The organism is Pseudomonas sp. D3-10, from assembly GCF_051132175.1.
In the GTDB taxonomy this organism is placed as follows: domain Bacteria; phylum Pseudomonadota; class Gammaproteobacteria; order Pseudomonadales; family Pseudomonadaceae; genus Aquipseudomonas.
Genome location: NZ_CP071668.1, coordinates 2893637 through 2910205 on the forward strand (window position 1 = coordinate 2893637; position 16569 = coordinate 2910205).

Consider the following 16569-nt stretch of genomic DNA (forward strand, 5'->3'; position numbering starts at 1 on the left):
ATGTGATGCCTGACGGCGTGTCGGTCAACCCTTCGGGAAGGCCGCCTGTCCGCACTCCATGGGGGCCGCTCGTCAGTTTCGCCAGGATCCGATCAAATTTTCCAAGGCCAGGCGTGTTCAAGAAGACAGACACGTCGCGGCCCGCTTCGTCAGCGGGCCGCGCCTGGAAAAAAGGAGAACCCATTTGATGCAACCCAATCCGTCTACCTTGCCGCTGCTGGAGGAGCTACTGATGGCCCGTGGGCCCGGCGGGCAGGAGCATGAAGTGCGCGACATCTGCCTTCGGGAGCTGAAACCGCATTGCGACGAAACCTGGGTCGACCCGGCAGGCAATGTCATCGGGCTGATCAAGGGCGCCCGGCCGGACACGAAGCCGCATCAGTCGATCCGGATCATGGCGCACCTGGACGAGATCGCCATGCTGGTCAAGCGCATCGAGTCTGACGGCACGTTGCGAGTGGTGGCCCTGGGCGGTGCCAATCCGATCAACTTCGGGGTCTGCCCAGTGGACATTCTTGGCGACCAGGATTTCATTCCTGGCGTGTTGTCGTTCGGGTCGATGCACAGCACCGGTGAAACCCACCAGGGCGCGGACGTGTTGTCGGGAAACGTGAATTGGGGTGACGTCCATGTGATTACCCGTCGCACGAGCGAGCAATTGCAGGCCCATGGGGTACGCCCCGGCACGCGGGTGGTGTTGAGCCAGCACTGGCGACGACCGTTCCGGGTCGGCGACGCCATCGCCGCGCATTTCCTGGACGACCGTGCGCCCATGGTGGCTGCGCTCCAGGCCGCCACCCTCTTGGCCGAGCGCCGTAAAGAGCTGCCGCACGACGTTTATTTTGTTTTTACCACCCAGGAAGAAGAGTCCAATGCCGGCGCCCTTTATGCCGCCAGCCATTTGCCCGGGGACGCCACGGTGGCGGTCGAGGTCGGCCCCGTGGTCGCGGAATATGCCACCCGATTGGGCGTCGATCCGATCATCAACACGGGTGACAAGAATGGCTGTTACCACCGTGGGCTCGTCGACCAGCTGTACCAGGCCGGTAAACGCAGCGGGCTGACACCACAATTTGCCTTGTTGGCGGATTTCGCCAGCGACGCCAGTGCGATCATGAGCAGCGGGGCGTCCGCCCAAGGCGGTTGTATCGCAATCCCGACCGAAAATACCCACGGCTATGAGCTGATCGTCGAAGGCAGTATCGAGGCTTGCGCGGTGACATTGCTGGAATTCTTGTTGAATCGATGTGGTGCCTGACGCCACGGGGATCAATGTGGGAACGAACCTGCTCGCGAAGGCGGCGGCCCATCCAATATTGCATTGGCTGATACACCGCATTCACGAGCAGGCTCGCTCCCACAAGGGTTTGGTTACAGCCCCAGCTCAGAAAGGCCTGGGTGATCGTCCGGCCGACGGCCCAGCGGCCAATGGAATTTACGTTCGCTTTCCTTGATCGGCATGTCATTGATGCAGGCGTAGCGGTTGGCCATCAGGCCGTTCTCATCGAATTCCCAGTTTTCATTGCCGTAGGAGCGGAACCAGTTGCCCGAGTCGTCGTGCCATTCATAGGCGTAGCGCACGGCAATACGGTTGCCAGTAAAGGCCCAGAGCTCCTTGATAAGCCGGTAGTCGAGTTCCTTGGCCCACTTGCGGGTCAAAAAGGCCTTCGCTTCTTCCCGGTTATGGGCGAATTCAGCGCGGTTACGCCATTGAGTATCGAGAGTGTAGGCCAGCGATACTTTCTGCGGGTCACGACCGTTCCAGCCGTCTTCGGCCAGGCGAACTTTTTCGATAGCAGTTTCACGGGTGAAAGGTGGCAGCGGTGGGCGAACTTCGGCAGAGGACGACATGGCCAATCTCCAGATAATGAACGTGGGTTGCACGATTGCTTTACAGCGAGGGTCTTTACGAGCGGTCCTGCGGTTTACACGTGTTGCTTATTCAATCGCCAACAACATCTTCAGGACGTCTTGGGCCTGATCGGCAGCATCGTGATCGCCCATGACGAGCGCGAGGGTAATGGCGCCATCAATCAGGATGAGCAGGCGTCGGGCAAGCACGTGCGGCTGCTCAATACCCTGTTCGGTACACAAGCGGGTCACATAGTCGAGCAATGCCTGTTTGTGCATTTTCGCAACCTGGCGGACCGGATCCTGAGGGTCGCCGGTTTCGCCGCTTGTGTTGATGAATGCACAACCACGGAAGCCTTCGCTCTGGAACCAGCCCTTGAGCACGGGAAACAGGCTGAGCAAACGTGCGAGGGGCGTCGGCGCCTTGCCCACTTCGCTGCTGAACCACTGCATCCAGCGTTCATCACGGCGCTTGAGCGCCGCGACGACGAGCTCCTCCTTGTTGGCGAAGTAGCGGTAGATACTCTTCCTGGAGACGCCGGCGGTTTTTACCAGAAGATCCATGCCGGTGGCCGCGATGCCACTTCTGTAGATCAACTTTTCGGCGACATCAAGGATGATGTCTCGTGTTTCAGTGCCAGTGATTTCGTTCATGCGACTTAAAGTAGAACGGTCATTCTCCTTGGTCAAATATTTTTTCATCTCGACGGGGAGACCCCAAGCCACGCGTCATGGTGTAAGCTCATCGGTTCTTCGGAATCGACTTTTTGCGAGCCCTATGCCGTCGCTTTTCAAACGTTCCTTGCTGCCCAAGCTGCGCAGCTTTCCACTCACCGCCGACGCCGTGACGATCCTCGACGGTGCCGCCGAGTTTCGCCGTTGCCTGCTTGAGAAAATCGCCCAGGCCACCCAGCGCATCTACATCGTCGCCCTCTACCTGCAAGAGGACGAGGCCGGCCAGGAAATCCTCGATGCCTTGCATGCCGCCAAAACCGCACGTCCCGAACTGGACATTGCGGTGGTGGTGGACTGGTTGCGGGCGCAACGTGGGCTGATCGGGGCCAAAAAACAGCCGGGCAACTCGGCGTGGTATCAAAAACAGACCCGCGCCCATGCCAGCGAAGTGCCGATCTACGGCGTGCCGGTGCAGACCCGCGAGCTGTTCGGGGTACTGCACCTCAAAGGCTTCGTGATCGACGACTGTGTGCTCTACAGCGGTGCGAGCCTCAACAACGTCTACCTGCACAAGTTCGACAAGTACCGCTACGACCGTTATCACCTGCTGCAGAACGCCCCGCTGGCCGATTCGATGCATCATCTGGTGCAACATGGCCTGATCGCCTCCAGGGCCGTGCATCGCCTTGACCTGCCGGACCTGCCCAGCACCCGCAGTTTGCGCAAGGACATCGGCGACCTGCGCAGCCGCCTCAAGTACGCGGCCTACGACACCACGGCGGGCAGCCTCGACAAGAATGGCCTGTCGGTGAGCCCGTTGCTGGGCGTCGGCAAGAACAACCCGCTGAGCAGGGTGATCGGTGAACTGATCGCCGGCAGCCGCAAGCAACTGACCATCTGCACGCCGTATTTCAACCTGCCATTGGCTGTGACGCGGGAAATCAACCGTGCCCTGGCTCGCGGCGTGCGAATCGACATCATCGTTGGCGACAAGACCGCCAACGATTTTTATATTCCTGCGAGCGAGCCGTTCAAGATCATCGCTGCGTTGCCCTACCTGTACGAAATCAGCCTGCGTCGCTTTGCCAAGCGGCACCAGCGCTACATCGACAGCGGCCAGTTGAACCTGCACCTGTGGCGAGACGGCGACAATACCTACCACCTCAAGGGCATGTGGGTGGACGAGCGCTATACCTTGCTCACCGGCAACAACCTCAACCCACGGGCGTTTCGCCTGGACCTGGAAAATGCCCTGTTGCTGGACGATCCCAAGGGCGAGTTGTCGGGACCGCGCCAGGCCGAGCTCGAGCGGATCTATCGGCACACCCAGCGAATCGAACGCTACCTGGACCTGGAAACCCTGCCGGATTACCCCGCAGCGGTGGGCAAGTTCCTAAAGCGCGTCAGCCGGGTGCGAATAGAGCGTCTGCTTTACCGGATCCTGTGAAAACCCAGGCCATGTCGGAAAAAGACACCATCTCGGTCCAGTTGGTGCGCGAAGCACTGCTGCAAAGCTGTGCCCCTGGCGCTGCGACCGACGAGGTGCTGCGCAAAGTCGGCATCGACCCGGCGTTGCTCGGCGATGCCCTGGCGCGGGTCCCGGCCCATGCCTATGCGCAGCTTTGGCGCCTGCTGGCGAGGCGCCTGGATGATGAATTTTTCGGCATGGACCCGCGCAAGCTCAAGTCCGGCAGCCTGGCCTTTCTGTGCCGCTGCGCCATGGCCCAGCCGACATTGGCGTCCGGGCTGACGGCGGGGCTGGGGTTCCTTTCGCTGATGCTCGAACACCTGCCGGCGCAATGGGCTCGCCAACAAAGCCTGGCGGAAATTGTCCTGCTCGAAGAAGACCAGACACCGCGCCGGGCCTTCACGTATTTCACCTATTGGATGATCGTCCATGGCGTGGCCTGCTGGCTGGCCGGGCGACGCATTCCGATCCTGTCCATCGAGTTGCGGTGCCCGCAGCCTGACTTCTGTGATGATTACCGCGTCATGTTCTCCCAGAACCTGCGCTTCGACCGGCCCCGTACGCGGATGATCTTTTCCGCCGACTGCCTGGACCTGCCCATCCGCCGCAGTCCCGAGGAGCTCAAGCGCTTCCTGGCCCAGGCACCGGCGAATATCCTGGTCAAGTACCGCGACCCGCAAAGCCTCTCCAGCCGCATCCGCCATGACCTGCGCCAGCTGCCCGCCGAGCAGTGGCCGGAAACCGAGGCCCTGGCCCAGCGGTTATGCGTTTCCGCCTCGACCCTGCGCCGACGCCTGGCAGAGGAGGGGCAAACCTACCAGGGCCTCAAGGACGGCGTCCGCAAGGAGCTGGCCATTGCCTGGCTGGCCGAACCTTCCATCAGTTTCGTGGAAATCGCCTCGCGCCTGGGGTTCGCCGACGCCAGTTCGTTCTACAAGGCGTTTCGCAAGTGGTCCGGGTCCAATCCTGGGCACTATCGCAGCTTGATTCTCAACGAGGCGGGCTGACGGCCCGCACAGCCAACGCCTACTTTGGTCCATGGCCAAACCAGTCAAGCAACTTGAAGGCTTTGACCATTGCCGCGCCGCCTCTTCGGCGCGAGTATTTCCCTGCTATTCACGGTTCCCCCCACCAATAAAAAGTACAGAGGGATTCTGGTCATGCGCGATTATTCGTCCGCCACGTCGCAGTTCGATTACCTGAACACCGTCAATGCCTCGTTGCACGGCTCGCTCGAAGCGCTCAATGCCTGCGTCGAATGCTGCGACAGGCACACCTTGCCGGGGCGCATCGCCTTGTTTTGGGAGGGCCGTGACGGCAGTGACGCGACCTGGACTTACCGTGACCTGCAGGACAACGCGGCGCGCTTCGCCAATTTCCTGCGCGCCCAGGGCGTCGGCAAGGGTGACAGGGTGGCCGGCCTGTTGCCGCGCACTGCCGAATTACTGATCGTGGTACTCGCCACCTGGCGCATCGGCGCGGTATACCAGCCGCTGTTCACCGCGTTCGGCCCAAAAGCCATCGAACACCGCCTCGGCAGCTCCGGGGCACGGGTTGTGGTCACTGACGCCGTCAACCGTCCAAAACTCATTGAGGTTGCCGATTGCCCCATCGTCGTCACGGTCGGCGGGAAAAAGGGCGAGGGCATCGTTCGTGGCGATTTCAGCTTCTGGGCCGAAGTCGCCAATCAGCCCAACCAGTGCGAACCCCTGATGCTGACTGGCGAAGACCCGTTCCTGCTGATGTTCACCTCCGGCACCACCGGCCCGGCCAAGGCGTTGTCGGTGCCGCTCAAGGCGATCGTGGCGTTCCAGAGCTACATGCGCGACGCCGTGGACCTGCGCCCCGAAGACGCGTTCTGGAACGTTGCCGATCCCGGCTGGGCCTACGGCATCTATTTTGGCGTGACCGGGCCTTTGGCGATGGGGCATCCGATCACGTTCTACGACGGCCCGTTCACCCTGGACAGCACCTGCCGGGTCATCAATAAATACGGGATCACCAACCTCGCGGGCTCGCCAACGGCCTATCGCCTGCTGATCGCTGGCGGCGAGCAGTTCGCCCGCTCAATCAAAGGCAAGCTGCGCATCGTCAGCAGCGCCGGCGAGCCGCTGAATCCGGAAGTGATCCGCTGGTTCGCCGACAACCTGGATGTGGTGATCCACGACCATTACGGCCAGACTGAACTGGGCATGGTGCTGTGCAATCACCACGGCCTCAAGCATCCGGTGCACCAGGGCGCCGCGGGTTTTGCCTCGCCGGGCCATCGCATCGTGGTGCTGGATGAAAGCCATCAGGAGTTGGGCGTCGGCCAACCGGGCATTCTTGCGGTCGACCGTAGCCAGTCACCCATGTGTTGGTTCGCCGGCTACCAGGGCGGGCCGACCAAGGCCTTCGTCGGCGATTATTACCTGAGTGGCGACACCGTCGAGTTCAATCCGGACGGCAGCATCAGCTTCGTCGGGCGCAGCGATGACGTGATCACCACGTCCGGCTATCGCGTTGGCCCGTTCGATGTGGAAAGCGCGTTGATCGAGCATCCGGCTGTGGTCGAAGCTGCCGTGGTCGGCAAGCCCGATCCGGAACGTACCGAGCTGGTCAAAGCCTTTGTGGTGCTCAGCGCCCAGTACCGCGCCGCGCCAGAGCTGGCCGAAGAACTGCGGCTGCACGTGCGCAAGCGCCTCGCTGCCCATGCGTATCCGCGAGAGATCGAATTTGTCAGCGACTTGCCGAAAACCCCAAGCGGCAAATTGCAGCGCTTTATCTTGCGCAACCAGGAAATCGCCAAAGCTCAAGAGGCTGCGGCGAAGAACGTTTCAGCTTGAATCCAAGGAAACCATGATGCAGATCGACAACAAGATATTCCTCGTCAGCGGTGGCGCTTCCGGCCTCGGCGCGGCCACCGGTGAAATGCTGGTCAAGGCCGGCGCCAAGGTGATGCTGCTGGACCTCAACGCCGACGCCGTGGCCGCCCAGGCGCAAAAGCTTGGCTGCCAGAGCGTGGTCGCGGACATCAGCAACGAAGCAGCCGCCGAAGCGGCGGTCAAGGCCACGGTCGATGCGTTTGGTGGCCTCAACGGCTTGGTCAACTGTGCAGGGATCGTGCGCGGCGAGAAGATCCTCGGCAAGAACGGTCCTCACGCCCTCGCCAGTTTCAGCCAGGTGATCAACGTCAACCTGATCGGCAGTTTCAACCTGTTGCGCCTGGCCGCTGCGGCCATTGCCGAAACCGAAGCCAACGCCGACGGCGAGCGCGGTGTGATCATCAATACCGCGTCGGTGGCGGCCTTCGACGGCCAGATCGGCCAGGCAGCCTATGCCGCATCCAAGGGCGCGATCGCCAGCCTGACCCTGCCGGCCGCCCGTGAGCTGGCACGCTTCGGCATCCGTGTGATGACCATCGCGCCGGGCATTTTCGAAACCCCGATGATGGCCGGCATGACCCCGGAAGTGCGCGACTCCCTGGCCGCCGGCGTGCCGTTCCCGCCGCGCCTGGGCAAACCCGCCGAGTACGCGGCGCTGGTCCGGCATATCATTGAAAACAGCATGCTCAACGGCGAGGTGATCCGTCTCGACGGCGCCTTGCGCATGGCCGCCAAATAGGAGGATTTGTCATGTCCCATGATCCAATTGTCATCGTCAGCGCTGTCCGCACCCCGATGGGCGGCTTCCAGGGCGAACTCAAAAGTCTGACCGCGCCGCAGCTGGGTTCCGCCGCCATCAAGGCTGCCGTGGAGCGTGCCGGCATCGCACCGGACGCGGTCGAAGAAGTGTTGTTCGGGTGTGTGCTCGCCGCAGGCCAAGGCCAGGCGCCGGCACGGCAGGCAGCCCTCGGCGCCGGGCTCGACAAATCGACCCGTTGCACCACACTCAACAAGATGTGCGGTTCGGGCATGGAAGCAGCGATCCTCGCCCATGACATGCTCGTCGCCGGCAGCGCCGACGTCGTGGTGGCGGGCGGCATGGAAAGCATGTCCAACGCCCCGTACCTGCTGGACCGTGCTCGCGCCGGCTTGCGCATGGGCCACGGCAAGGTGCTGGACCACATGTTCCTCGACGGCCTCGAAGATGCCTACGACAAGGGGCGCCTGATGGGCACCTTTGCCGAAGACTGCGCCGAGGCCAACGGCTACAGCCGTGAGGCCCAGGATGCCTTCGCCATCGCGTCCACCACCCGCGCGCAACAGGCAATCGAGGATGGCAGTTTCGATGCCGAAATCGTGCCGTTGCAGGTCATGGTCGGCAAGGAACAGGTCACCGTTCGCCACGACGAGCAACCGCCCAAGGCACGCATCGACAAGATCCCCACGCTCAAACCGGCGTTCCGCGAAGGCGGTAGCGTGACGGCGGCCAACTCCAGCTCGATTTCCGATGGCGCCGCAGCCCTGGTGATGATGCGCCAGAGCCAGGCGCAACAGCGCGGCCTCAAACCGCTGGCGGTCATCCATGGCCATGCGGCCTTTGCCGACGCCCCGGGCCTGTTTCCCACGGCGCCGATTGGCGCGGTCAAGAAGCTGATGGGCAAGACTGGCTGGTCGCTGGACGAGGTTGATCTGTTCGAAGTCAACGAAGCTTTTGCCGTGGTGGGCGTGGTAACGATGGACAAGCTGGAAATCCCCCATGACAAGGTCAACGTCCATGGGGGCGCCTGCGCCCTGGGCCATCCGATCGGTGCATCCGGCGCACGGATCCTGGTGACCTTGTTGTCGGCCCTGCGCCAGAAGGGCCTCAAGCGCGGCGTCGCGGCCATCTGCATCGGCGGCGGCGAAGCCACGGCCATGGCCGTTGAATGCCTGTACTAAGGAACTCCCATGCTCCCGACTGAAGAACAGACACAAATCCGCGACATGGCTCGGCAATTCGCCCAGGAGCGTTTGAAACCGTTCTCGGCTGAATGGGACCGCGAGCATCGTTTTCCCAAGGAGGCCATTGGTGAAATGGCCGAGCTGGGCTTTTTCGGCATGTTGGTGCCGGAACAGTGGGGCGGCTGCGACACCGGTTACCTGGCCTACGCGATGACGCTGGAAGAAATCGCCGCCGGCGACGGCGCGTGCTCGACCATCATGAGTGTGCACAACTCGGTGGGTTGCGTGCCGATCCTGAAGTTCGGCACTGACGAGCAGAAAGCCAGGTTCCTCACACCCCTGGCCAGCGGCACGATGCTCGGCGCCTTTGCCCTGACCGAGCCTCAGGCCGGCTCCGACGCCAGCAGCTTGAAGACCCGGGCGCGGTTGGAGGGCGACCATTACGTGCTCAACGGCAGCAAGCAGTTCATCACGTCCGGGCAGAACGCTGGGGTGGTCATCGTGTTTGCGGTCACCGATCCGAGCGCCGGCAAGCGCGGTATCAGTGCTTTCATCGTGCCCACCGACTCGCCGGGCTACAGCGTTGCGCGGGTCGAAGACAAACTCGGCCAGCACGCCTCCGACACTTGCCAGATCCTCTTCGAGGACCTGAAGGTGCCCGTCGCCAATCGCCTGGGAGAAGAGGGCGAGGGCTACAAGATCGCCCTGGCGAACCTGGAAGGCGGGCGGGTTGGCATTGCCGCGCAGTCGGTGGGCATGGCCCGCGCGGCATTCGAAGCGGCGCGCGACTATGCCCGTGAGCGCCAGAGTTTCGGCAAACCGATTATCGAACATCAGGCCGTGGCGTTCCGCCTGGCCGACATGGCGACTCAGATCGCCGTGGCACGGCAGATGGTTCATCATGCCGCAGCCCTGCGCGATGGCGGCCAGCCGGCGCTGGTGGAAGCATCCATGGCCAAACTGTTCGCCTCGGAAATGGCCGAGAAGGTCTGCTCCATGGCGCTGCAAACCCTGGGCGGCTACGGTTACCTCAACGATTTCCCGCTGGAGCGCATCTACCGCGACGTGCGGGTCTGCCAGATTTACGAAGGCACCAGCGATATCCAACGCATGGTCATTTCGCGCAATCTTTGAACAAGGAATCCTGCATGAATTACGAAACGATTTTGTTGGAGATCAAGGACCGCGTCGGCCTGATCACGCTAAACCGTCCTCAGGCGCTGAATGCGCTCAACGCGCGGATTGTCAGCGAGCTAAACCAGGCGCTGGACAGCCTGGAGGCGGACCCGCAGATCGGTTGCATCGTGCTGACCGGCTCGAAAAAAGCCTTCGCTGCCGGCGCCGACATCAAAGAGATGGCCGAGCTGACCTACCCGCAAATCTATTTGGACGATCTGTTCAGCGACAGCGACCGCGTTGCCAATCGCCGAAAGCCGATCATTGCGGCGGTGAACGGTTTTGCCTTGGGCGGCGGGTGTGAATTGGCGTTGATGTGCGACTTCATCCTGGCGGGTGACAACGCCAAGTTCGGCCAGCCGGAAATCAACCTCGGCGTGCTGCCGGGCATGGGCGGCACCCAGCGTCTGACCCGCGCCGTGGGCAAGGCCAAGGCTATGGAAATGTGCCTCACCGGGCGTTTTATCGATGCGGTCGAGGCCGAGCGTTGCGGCATCGTTGCGCGGATCGTGCCGGCTGATGAGCTGCTGGACGATGCAATGAAGACGGCGGCACTGATCGCCTCCAAGTCCGTGCCTATCAGCATGATGATCAAGGAAAGCGTCAATCGCGCTTTTGAAGTCAGCCTGTCCGAAGGCGTGCGTTTCGAGCGGCGGGTATTCCACGCCGCGTTTGCGACGCAGGATCAGAAGGAAGGCATGGCGGCGTTCGTGGCCAAGCGTGCGGCGGCGTTCCAGGACAAGTAAAGCGGCGTTCCGACTGACCCCATCGCGAGCTAGCTCGCCCCCACAGTGGATCTGAGGTGTACGCGCCATTGCGTACGCCTCCAAACCCTGTGGGAGCGAGCTAGCTCGCGATGTTTTTCCCGCCGTTACGCCAGGTAGTGCTTGAGTTCGCGGGCAATGACCATGCGTTGTATTTCGCTAGATCCTTCGTAGATCTGGGTAATCCGCGCATCCCGGTAGTAGCGCTCCACCGGATAATCCTCCAGATACCCGTACCCCCCATGGATCTGTATCGCCGACGAGCAGACTTTCTCGGCCATCTCCGAAGCAAACAGTTTGGCTTGCGACGCTTCCGACAAGCACGGTTTACCAGCGCTGCGCAGGCGCGCGGCGTGGAGGATCAGCAGGCGGGCGGCGTTCAGGCGGGTGTGCATGTCGGCCAGCAGGTTGGCGATGCTTTGGTGCTCGATGATCGGCTTGTCGAACTGAACACGATCGCGGGAGTAGGCCAATGCCGCTTCGAACGCTGCGCGGGCGATGCCTAGTGCCTGGGCGGCAATGCCGATGCGACCGCCTTCGAGGTTGGAGAGCGCAATGGCCAGGCCTTTGCCTCGAGCACCCAGCAGATTGGCCTCGGGCACGGTACAGTTGCTCAATGTCACCGCGCAGGTGTCGGAAGCGCGAATGCCCATTTTGTGTTCGCAGCGATCGACGTTGAAGCCCGGGGTATCGGTCGGCACCAGGAACGCCGAGATGCCTTTCTTGCCCAGGTCCGGGTCGGTCACAGCGAAGACGATCGCCAGCTTCGCCCGTTTGCCATTGCTGACGAACTGCTTCGCGCCGTTGATCACCCATTGGCCGTCCCGCAGCTCGGCGCGGGTGCGCAGGTTGTGGGCTTCGGAGCCGGCCTGGGGTTCGGTCAGGCAAAAGCAGCCGATCGCCTGGCCGCTGGCAAGATCCGCCAGCCACGTCTGCTTCTGCTCTTCGGTGCCGAAATTGAGGACCGGCCCGCACCCCACCGAGTTATGAATGCTCATCAATGCGCCCGTGGCACCGTCGCCAGCGGAGATTTCTTCCACGGCGAGGGCGTAGGCCACGTAATCGACATAGGTGCCGCCCCATTCCTCCGGCACGACCATGCCCAGCAGGCCCAACTCGCCCATCTTCGCCACCAGGCCGTCGTCGATCCACCCGGCTTCCTCCCAGGCCTGAGCGTGGGGCGCGATTTCACCGCGGGCGAAGTCACGGGCCATGTCGCGGATCATCACTTGTTCTTCGGTCAGCTCAAGGTCTTGCATGATCAATTCCCGTGGTAGTCGAGGCCGTCGAAGAAACTCGCCACGACCGAGGCGTCCAGCGCCTCCAGGGTCGGCGGGTTCCAGCGCGGGCGCTTGTCTTTATCGATCAGCAAGGCGCGTACGCCTTCGATCAGGTCACCGCGCTCGAACCATTGGCGGTCCAGGTGCAGCTCGAGGGCGAAACAGTCTTCCAGGCTCAAGTGACGGCCGCGACGCAACATTTCCAGGGTCACCGCCATGGCTAACGGCGAGCGGGTTTCCAGCAGATTGGCGGTTTCCATCGCCCAATCATGGCTGTTGGCAACCGTGACCTGACGCAACTGCTCGACCATGCTCGGCACATCGGGCAGAGCGAAGAAATGGTCGATGACGGACCGCAAATCGGCGAGGGGCGGGGCAGGTAGCTGTTGAACCGCCATTTTTGCCAGCAGGCTTTGCAAGTCCTTGAGTGGGGTATCGCGCCACTCAAGTCGATCGAGACGCTCATCGAGCTGGGCAAGCTTGCGGCTATCGAGGTACCAGTCGGCGAGCCCACAGTACAACGCGTCGGCGGCGCGGATGTGCACACCACTGACGCCCAGGTAGATCCCCAGCTCACCGGGAATGCGCGGCAGGAAATAACTGCCGCCCACGTCCGGGAAATAACCGATGGACACTTCAGGCATGCCCAGGCGAGTGCGCTCGGTCACTACCCGCAGGTCGGCGCCTTGCGCCAGGCCCATGCCGCCGCCCAGCACGAAACCGTCCAACAGGGCCAGAATGGGCTTGCGATAGTGGTGGATGGTCAAGTCGAGGGCGTATTCCTCGACGAAGAAGTCTTCATGCAGGGTATCGCCCTGCTTGTGGCTGTCGTACAGCGAGCGGATATCACCGCCGGCACAGAACGCCTTGTCGCCGGCACCGCGAAGGACCACCGCGCGAATCTGCGCATCCTGCGCCCAGGCATCGAGTTGCTGTTGCATGCTGCGCACCATGCCCAAGGTAAGGGCATTGAGGCCGGCGGGGCGGTTCAGGGTCAAGTGGCCAATGTGGTTGCGGACTTCGAACAGCACCTCGTATGGCGCGGTCTCGACGCCGTCCGCAGCTTGGGATGAAACCTGAGCTGTCATCGCTAACTCCCTGCTTTTATTGTCTTTATAAATAAGGTCGCGCGTACCCGGTCGGGATCGTAACAGTGCAAATTTGCATTGCACAACCGGAATACGTGCAGGTCCTGTCTGCATATTTATAGCAGCCACAGGCTCAACCGCGACCCGACAGCACCTCCGTGATGCTGCGGCGCTTGGCATGGCGCTCGCTGGCGTGGATCAATTGTTCGAGATCCTCGGGAGTTACGTCGAAGAACGCTTCCATTTCCTCGAGCGCAAGCTTCAAGTCTTCGGCGGTGATGGCCTGGCGATCCACGGGCGGGTGGTCGGCCGGAATGGCGGCGACCGGCTCGCTGGCGCGCTTGGGGTAGCGTACGCGCGTCAGGTTGTTGTAGGCCAATGCGAAGGCGAGCAGACCGGAGCCGGCCAGCATCGAAGCGCCAAGCGCCTGCCAATCCAGGGCAATGATCGAATGATCCGCCAGCACCAGCGTGGCCGCCAAGGCCCCCGCCGGCGGGTGCAGGCAACGCAGCCAGCACATCAGAACCAGCGCCATGCCCGCCGCCAGGCAAGCGCTGCCCAGTGTTCGGCCGAGCACATGGGCGACCAGCAACGCCACGACTGAAGCACAGAGGTAACCGCCAAAAATCGACCAAGGCTGGGCCAGGGCGCCCGACGACACGGCGAACAACAATACCGCCGAGGCCCCGAGAGGGCCGATCAGGTGTTGCGCCACTTCGAGGCCAAACACCTGGCCGCAGAGCCAGACACTGAACATTGTTCCTAAAGCCATGCCGATCGCGGCACGGCTCCATTCGGTGGGACGGGTATTGATAGCAGCGGGGAACCAGCGAGAAAACATTAAGCGGAGATCCAAAAAGCCAACAAAAAAAGGGGCTTACGGGAGAATCCCAGAAAGCCCTTTAAGTGTTCCAACATTTGGGGGAGGAACGGAGCACAGTGTGCCGCTCGGCTCTCTTGCTTACAAATTCATATTAATGCTGGTTGAGTTCATTTATTTTGCAGTTTGATCAAGCGCTTCTGGCTTGTAACCAAGGCTGGTGGGCAATGGGCAAGCTGCATGACTGTCCGCGGCCCATCGGGAAATAGACGAAACCTCTGTCCGCCATGCGTTCCGGTTCATAGAGGTTTCGCCCATCAAAAATCACCGGTGCGTTCAGGCGCTGCCGGATCAGCTGGAAATCGGGGGCCTTGAACGACTGCCATTCGGTGCAGATGATCAACGCATCGGCGCCGGCCAGGACTGACTCTGGCGTTCCCATCAGCATCAGTTTCGGCTCGTTGGGGTAGAGCAGCTGGGTCTGTTGCATTGCTTCGGGGTCAAACGCGCGGACGTTGGCCCCAGCCGCCCACAACGCTTCCAGGAGCATGCGACTGGGGGCGTCGCGCATGTCGTCGGTGTTGGGCTTGAAGGCCAGGCCCCACAGGGCAAAGGTCTTTCCGTGCAAGTCGCCCTGGTAGTAAGCATTGATGCGTTCGAACAGTTTGTGTTTCTGCCGCAGATTGATGGACTCCACCGCCTGCAGCAGGTCACTGGCGCAATGGGCTTGCTGCGCTGTATGGATCAAGGCCCGCATGTCTTTGGGGAAGCACGAACCGCCGTAGCCGCAACCGGGATAAATGAAGTGATAGCCGATGCGCGAGTCAGCCCCTATGCCCTGGCGCACCGACTCGATGTCGGCACCAAGGTGTTCGGCCAGTTCGGCGATCTGGTTGATGAAGCTGATCTTGGTCGCCAGCATGCCGTTGGCCGCGTATTTGGTGAGCTCGGCGCTGCGCACGTCCATGAACAGGATCCGGTCGTGGTTGCGGTTGAATGGCGCATACAGCTCGCGCATGGTTTCCCGAACTTCCTCGCGCTCACAGCCGATCACGATGCGATCGGGACGCCGGCAATCGGAGACCGCGGAGCCCTCCTTGAGAAATTCGGGATTGGACACGACATCGAATTGCAGCAGGCGCCCGGCCTTGAGCAGGCACTTATCGATGTGGGCGCGCAGGATATCGCCAGTGCCCACCGGCACGGTGGACTTTTCCACCACCACCAGCGGCTGTTCGCCGTAGCGGGCAACGGCTTCAGCGACGGCGAGGACTTGGCGTAAGTCCGCCGAGCCGTCTTCCCTGGACGGCGTGCCGACGGCGATGAACACGACCTGCCCATGCCGGACGGCCATTTGTTCGTCGCTGGTAAAACGCAAGCGCCCGGCATCGAGCCCCTCGCGTACCAGCGTCGCCAGGCCGGGTTCGAAAATACTCACCTGGCCCTGGCGCAGGTTCTCGATCTTTTGCTCGTCGATGTCCATGCACACCACGTCATGACCGACCTCGGCCAAGACGACGGCTTGCACCAATCCAACGTAACCACTGCCGAACACGCTGATCTTCATGGCGAACTCCCTGGACCATCCCGAGCGGCCGCACCCAGCGGTACACCGCGGTGCGCTCGTTTCAGGATAGGGCGGGGATGTTGCAGTTCACTGACAGCCTGCCGGGGCAGGGTCCGCCGCCAGCCGGTATTGGGCAGGCAGTTGCGCGCTGAATTCTTCAACCACCTCCCGGGTCTGGGTGACGATGTCTTCGACCCGCTCCATGCCCGCGCCGGTGCGCCAGCTGGCGACCACGTCCATCACCGAGGGCAGCGGCACGCCATCCACCAGCCTCAACGTGCCCTGGGCCAGTTCGCCTTGAACCAGGGCCGCGGGCATGGCGCCTATGCCAAAGCCGTCGCGCACCAGCCGCGTGATGGCCGACGCCGAATTCACGCAATTGATGCGCGGCGAGACGATATTGGCCGAGTGCAGCAGGTTGAGGACGTCCTGGTGCGGACGCGAGTTGCGCGAAAAGGTCACGATGCGCTCCTGGGATAATTCTTCCAGCGAAGCATAATCGCGGTCATAGGCGGAGCCGGTGCGCACCACCCAATGCATCGGATAACGGGTCAAAAGCGTATTGCGCACGCTGTCCAGGCGCAGGATGTCGGTTTGGAAGATGATGTCCTGATAGCCTTTTTCCAGCTGCGAGCACAGGTTGCTCGCGGTATCGGCCGACAACTCGATTTCCAGGGCCGGGTAGCATTCCATCAGCCGTGTCACCAACGGGCTGAGCCAGGTATGGATCACCGTGTCCATCGCGCCGATGCGGATCCGACCGCGCACCTGACGGGGATCCTTGATCACCGCCTTCATGCTTTGCATGGTTTCCATGATGCGCTCGGCATATTCGAGTACCCGCAGGCCTTCGGATGTCAGCGACACGCCCTTGGGATCGCGGACGAACAAGCGCACGCCCATTTCATCTTCAAGGGCCGCGATACGGCTGGAAATCGACGCCTGAGTGGTGAAGAGCTTTTCCGCCGTCAGCCGGAAGCTTTTCAAGCGGGCGACCCAGACGAAGGTTTCCAGGAACTTGATATTCATGTCGGGCAGCTCCTTGAAACGAAGAGGCAGGGAAATCCAAGGGCGA

The 16569-nt window shown here is 62.0% G+C and carries 15 protein-coding genes; 8 read left to right on the forward strand and 7 right to left on the reverse strand.

The window, feature by feature from the left end:
* Window positions 1-187 precede the first annotated feature (187 nt).
* The gene (locus tag J3P90_RS13080) at window positions 188-1258 is read left to right on the forward strand and encodes a M28 family peptidase (protein ID WP_434674821.1); all 1071 of its coding nucleotides are present in this window, start codon (window positions 188-190) and stop codon (window positions 1256-1258) included.
* A 113-nt stretch (window positions 1259-1371) separates the two neighbouring features.
* Here the strand turns inward: J3P90_RS13080 and J3P90_RS13085 are convergent, their stop codons facing one another.
* Together J3P90_RS13085 and J3P90_RS13090 are read right to left on the reverse strand one after the other, a co-directional pair.
* The gene (locus J3P90_RS13085; protein ID WP_434611466.1) at window positions 1372-1851 is read right to left on the reverse strand and encodes a DUF1348 family protein; all 480 of its coding nucleotides are present in this window, start codon (window positions 1849-1851) and stop codon (window positions 1372-1374) included.
* 87 nt (window positions 1852-1938) lie between these two features.
* Complete coding sequence (locus tag J3P90_RS13090) at window positions 1939-2505, reverse strand: TetR/AcrR family transcriptional regulator (RefSeq protein WP_434674822.1); 567 nt, start codon at window positions 2503-2505, stop codon at window positions 1939-1941.
* 124 nt (window positions 2506-2629) lie between these two features.
* On the opposite strand from J3P90_RS13090, the gene pssA reads away from it, so the two are divergent.
* The 7 genes from pssA (at window position 2630) to J3P90_RS13125 (ending at window position 10721) form a co-directional block, all read left to right on the forward strand.
* Window positions 2630-3973, forward strand: coding sequence for a CDP-diacylglycerol--serine O-phosphatidyltransferase (pssA, locus tag J3P90_RS13095; RefSeq protein WP_420763939.1), 1344 nt, complete (start codon window positions 2630-2632; stop codon window positions 3971-3973).
* A gap of 11 nt (window positions 3974-3984) precedes the next feature.
* On the forward strand, window positions 3985-5001 hold the full coding sequence (locus J3P90_RS13100) for an AraC family transcriptional regulator (RefSeq protein WP_434674823.1): 1017 nt from the start codon (window positions 3985-3987) through the stop codon (window positions 4999-5001).
* A 153-nt stretch (window positions 5002-5154) separates the two neighbouring features.
* Window positions 5155-6819: an AMP-binding protein gene (locus J3P90_RS13105; protein ID WP_434674824.1), complete on the forward strand. Its 1665-nt coding sequence runs from the start codon at window positions 5155-5157 to the stop codon at window positions 6817-6819.
* A gap of 16 nt (window positions 6820-6835) precedes the next feature.
* Entirely contained in the window at window positions 6836-7597 is a 762-nt protein-coding gene (locus tag J3P90_RS13110; protein WP_434564055.1) for an SDR family NAD(P)-dependent oxidoreductase, read from the forward strand.
* Between the two features lie 11 nt (window positions 7598-7608).
* Window positions 7609-8796 (forward strand): acetyl-CoA C-acyltransferase, encoded by a 1188-nt coding sequence (locus tag J3P90_RS13115; RefSeq protein WP_434611457.1) that lies wholly within the window; start codon window positions 7609-7611, stop codon window positions 8794-8796.
* A gap of 9 nt (window positions 8797-8805) precedes the next feature.
* The gene (locus tag J3P90_RS13120) at window positions 8806-9933 is read left to right on the forward strand and encodes an acyl-CoA dehydrogenase (protein ID WP_420763944.1); all 1128 of its coding nucleotides are present in this window, start codon (window positions 8806-8808) and stop codon (window positions 9931-9933) included.
* A 14-nt stretch (window positions 9934-9947) separates the two neighbouring features.
* Window positions 9948-10721 (forward strand): enoyl-CoA hydratase, encoded by a 774-nt coding sequence (locus tag J3P90_RS13125; protein WP_434674825.1) that lies wholly within the window; start codon window positions 9948-9950, stop codon window positions 10719-10721.
* 125 nt (window positions 10722-10846) lie between these two features.
* On the opposite strand, the gene J3P90_RS13130 is transcribed toward J3P90_RS13125, so the two are convergent.
* From J3P90_RS13130 to J3P90_RS13150, 5 genes are all read right to left on the reverse strand, one after another.
* Window positions 10847-11998: an acyl-CoA dehydrogenase family protein gene (locus J3P90_RS13130; protein ID WP_434674826.1), complete on the reverse strand. Its 1152-nt coding sequence runs from the start codon at window positions 11996-11998 to the stop codon at window positions 10847-10849.
* A gap of 2 nt (window positions 11999-12000) precedes the next feature.
* Window positions 12001-13107 carry an enoyl-CoA hydratase/isomerase family protein gene (locus J3P90_RS13135; protein ID WP_434564053.1) on the reverse strand — a complete coding sequence of 369 codons (1107 nt, stop codon included), beginning with the start codon at window positions 13105-13107 and terminating at the stop codon, window positions 12001-12003.
* Window positions 13108-13240: 133 nt separating this feature from the next.
* On the reverse strand, window positions 13241-13948 hold the full coding sequence (locus J3P90_RS13140; RefSeq protein ID WP_434564052.1) for an HPP family protein: 708 nt from the start codon (window positions 13946-13948) through the stop codon (window positions 13241-13243).
* A gap of 169 nt (window positions 13949-14117) precedes the next feature.
* Window positions 14118-15494, reverse strand: coding sequence for a UDP-glucose dehydrogenase family protein (locus J3P90_RS13145; RefSeq protein ID WP_420763949.1), 1377 nt, complete (start codon window positions 15492-15494; stop codon window positions 14118-14120).
* Window positions 15495-15581: 87 nt separating this feature from the next.
* Entirely contained in the window at window positions 15582-16523 is a 942-nt protein-coding gene (locus J3P90_RS13150) for a LysR family transcriptional regulator (protein WP_434674827.1), read from the reverse strand.
* Window positions 16524-16569 lie beyond the last annotated feature (46 nt).

Excerpts from the sequence above, each read along its gene's own strand:
- J3P90_RS13080 (WP_434674821.1), top strand. The coding sequence starts at position 188 with ATGCAACCCAATCCGTCTACCTTGCCGCTGCTGGAGGAGCTACTGATG.
- J3P90_RS13085 (WP_434611466.1), bottom strand. The coding sequence starts at position 1,851 with ATGTCGTCCTCTGCCGAAGTTCGCCCACCGCTGCCACCTTTCACCCGT.
- J3P90_RS13090 (WP_434674822.1), bottom strand. The coding sequence starts at position 2,505 with ATGAACGAAATCACTGGCACTGAAACACGAGACATCATCCTTGATGTC.
- pssA (WP_420763939.1), top strand. The coding sequence starts at position 2,630 with ATGCCGTCGCTTTTCAAACGTTCCTTGCTGCCCAAGCTGCGCAGCTTT.
- J3P90_RS13100 (WP_434674823.1), top strand. The coding sequence starts at position 3,985 with ATGTCGGAAAAAGACACCATCTCGGTCCAGTTGGTGCGCGAAGCACTG.
- J3P90_RS13105 (WP_434674824.1), top strand. The coding sequence starts at position 5,155 with ATGCGCGATTATTCGTCCGCCACGTCGCAGTTCGATTACCTGAACACC.
- J3P90_RS13110 (WP_434564055.1), top strand. The coding sequence starts at position 6,836 with ATGCAGATCGACAACAAGATATTCCTCGTCAGCGGTGGCGCTTCCGGC.
- J3P90_RS13115 (WP_434611457.1), top strand. The coding sequence starts at position 7,609 with ATGTCCCATGATCCAATTGTCATCGTCAGCGCTGTCCGCACCCCGATG.
- J3P90_RS13120 (WP_420763944.1), top strand. The coding sequence starts at position 8,806 with ATGCTCCCGACTGAAGAACAGACACAAATCCGCGACATGGCTCGGCAA.
- J3P90_RS13125 (WP_434674825.1), top strand. The coding sequence starts at position 9,948 with ATGAATTACGAAACGATTTTGTTGGAGATCAAGGACCGCGTCGGCCTG.
- J3P90_RS13130 (WP_434674826.1), bottom strand. The coding sequence starts at position 11,998 with ATGCAAGACCTTGAGCTGACCGAAGAACAAGTGATGATCCGCGACATG.
- J3P90_RS13135 (WP_434564053.1), bottom strand. The coding sequence starts at position 13,107 with ATGACAGCTCAGGTTTCATCCCAAGCTGCGGACGGCGTCGAGACCGCG.
- J3P90_RS13140 (WP_434564052.1), bottom strand. The coding sequence starts at position 13,948 with ATGTTTTCTCGCTGGTTCCCCGCTGCTATCAATACCCGTCCCACCGAA.
- J3P90_RS13145 (WP_420763949.1), bottom strand. The coding sequence starts at position 15,494 with ATGAAGATCAGCGTGTTCGGCAGTGGTTACGTTGGATTGGTGCAAGCC.
- J3P90_RS13150 (WP_434674827.1), bottom strand. The coding sequence starts at position 16,523 with ATGAATATCAAGTTCCTGGAAACCTTCGTCTGGGTCGCCCGCTTGAAA.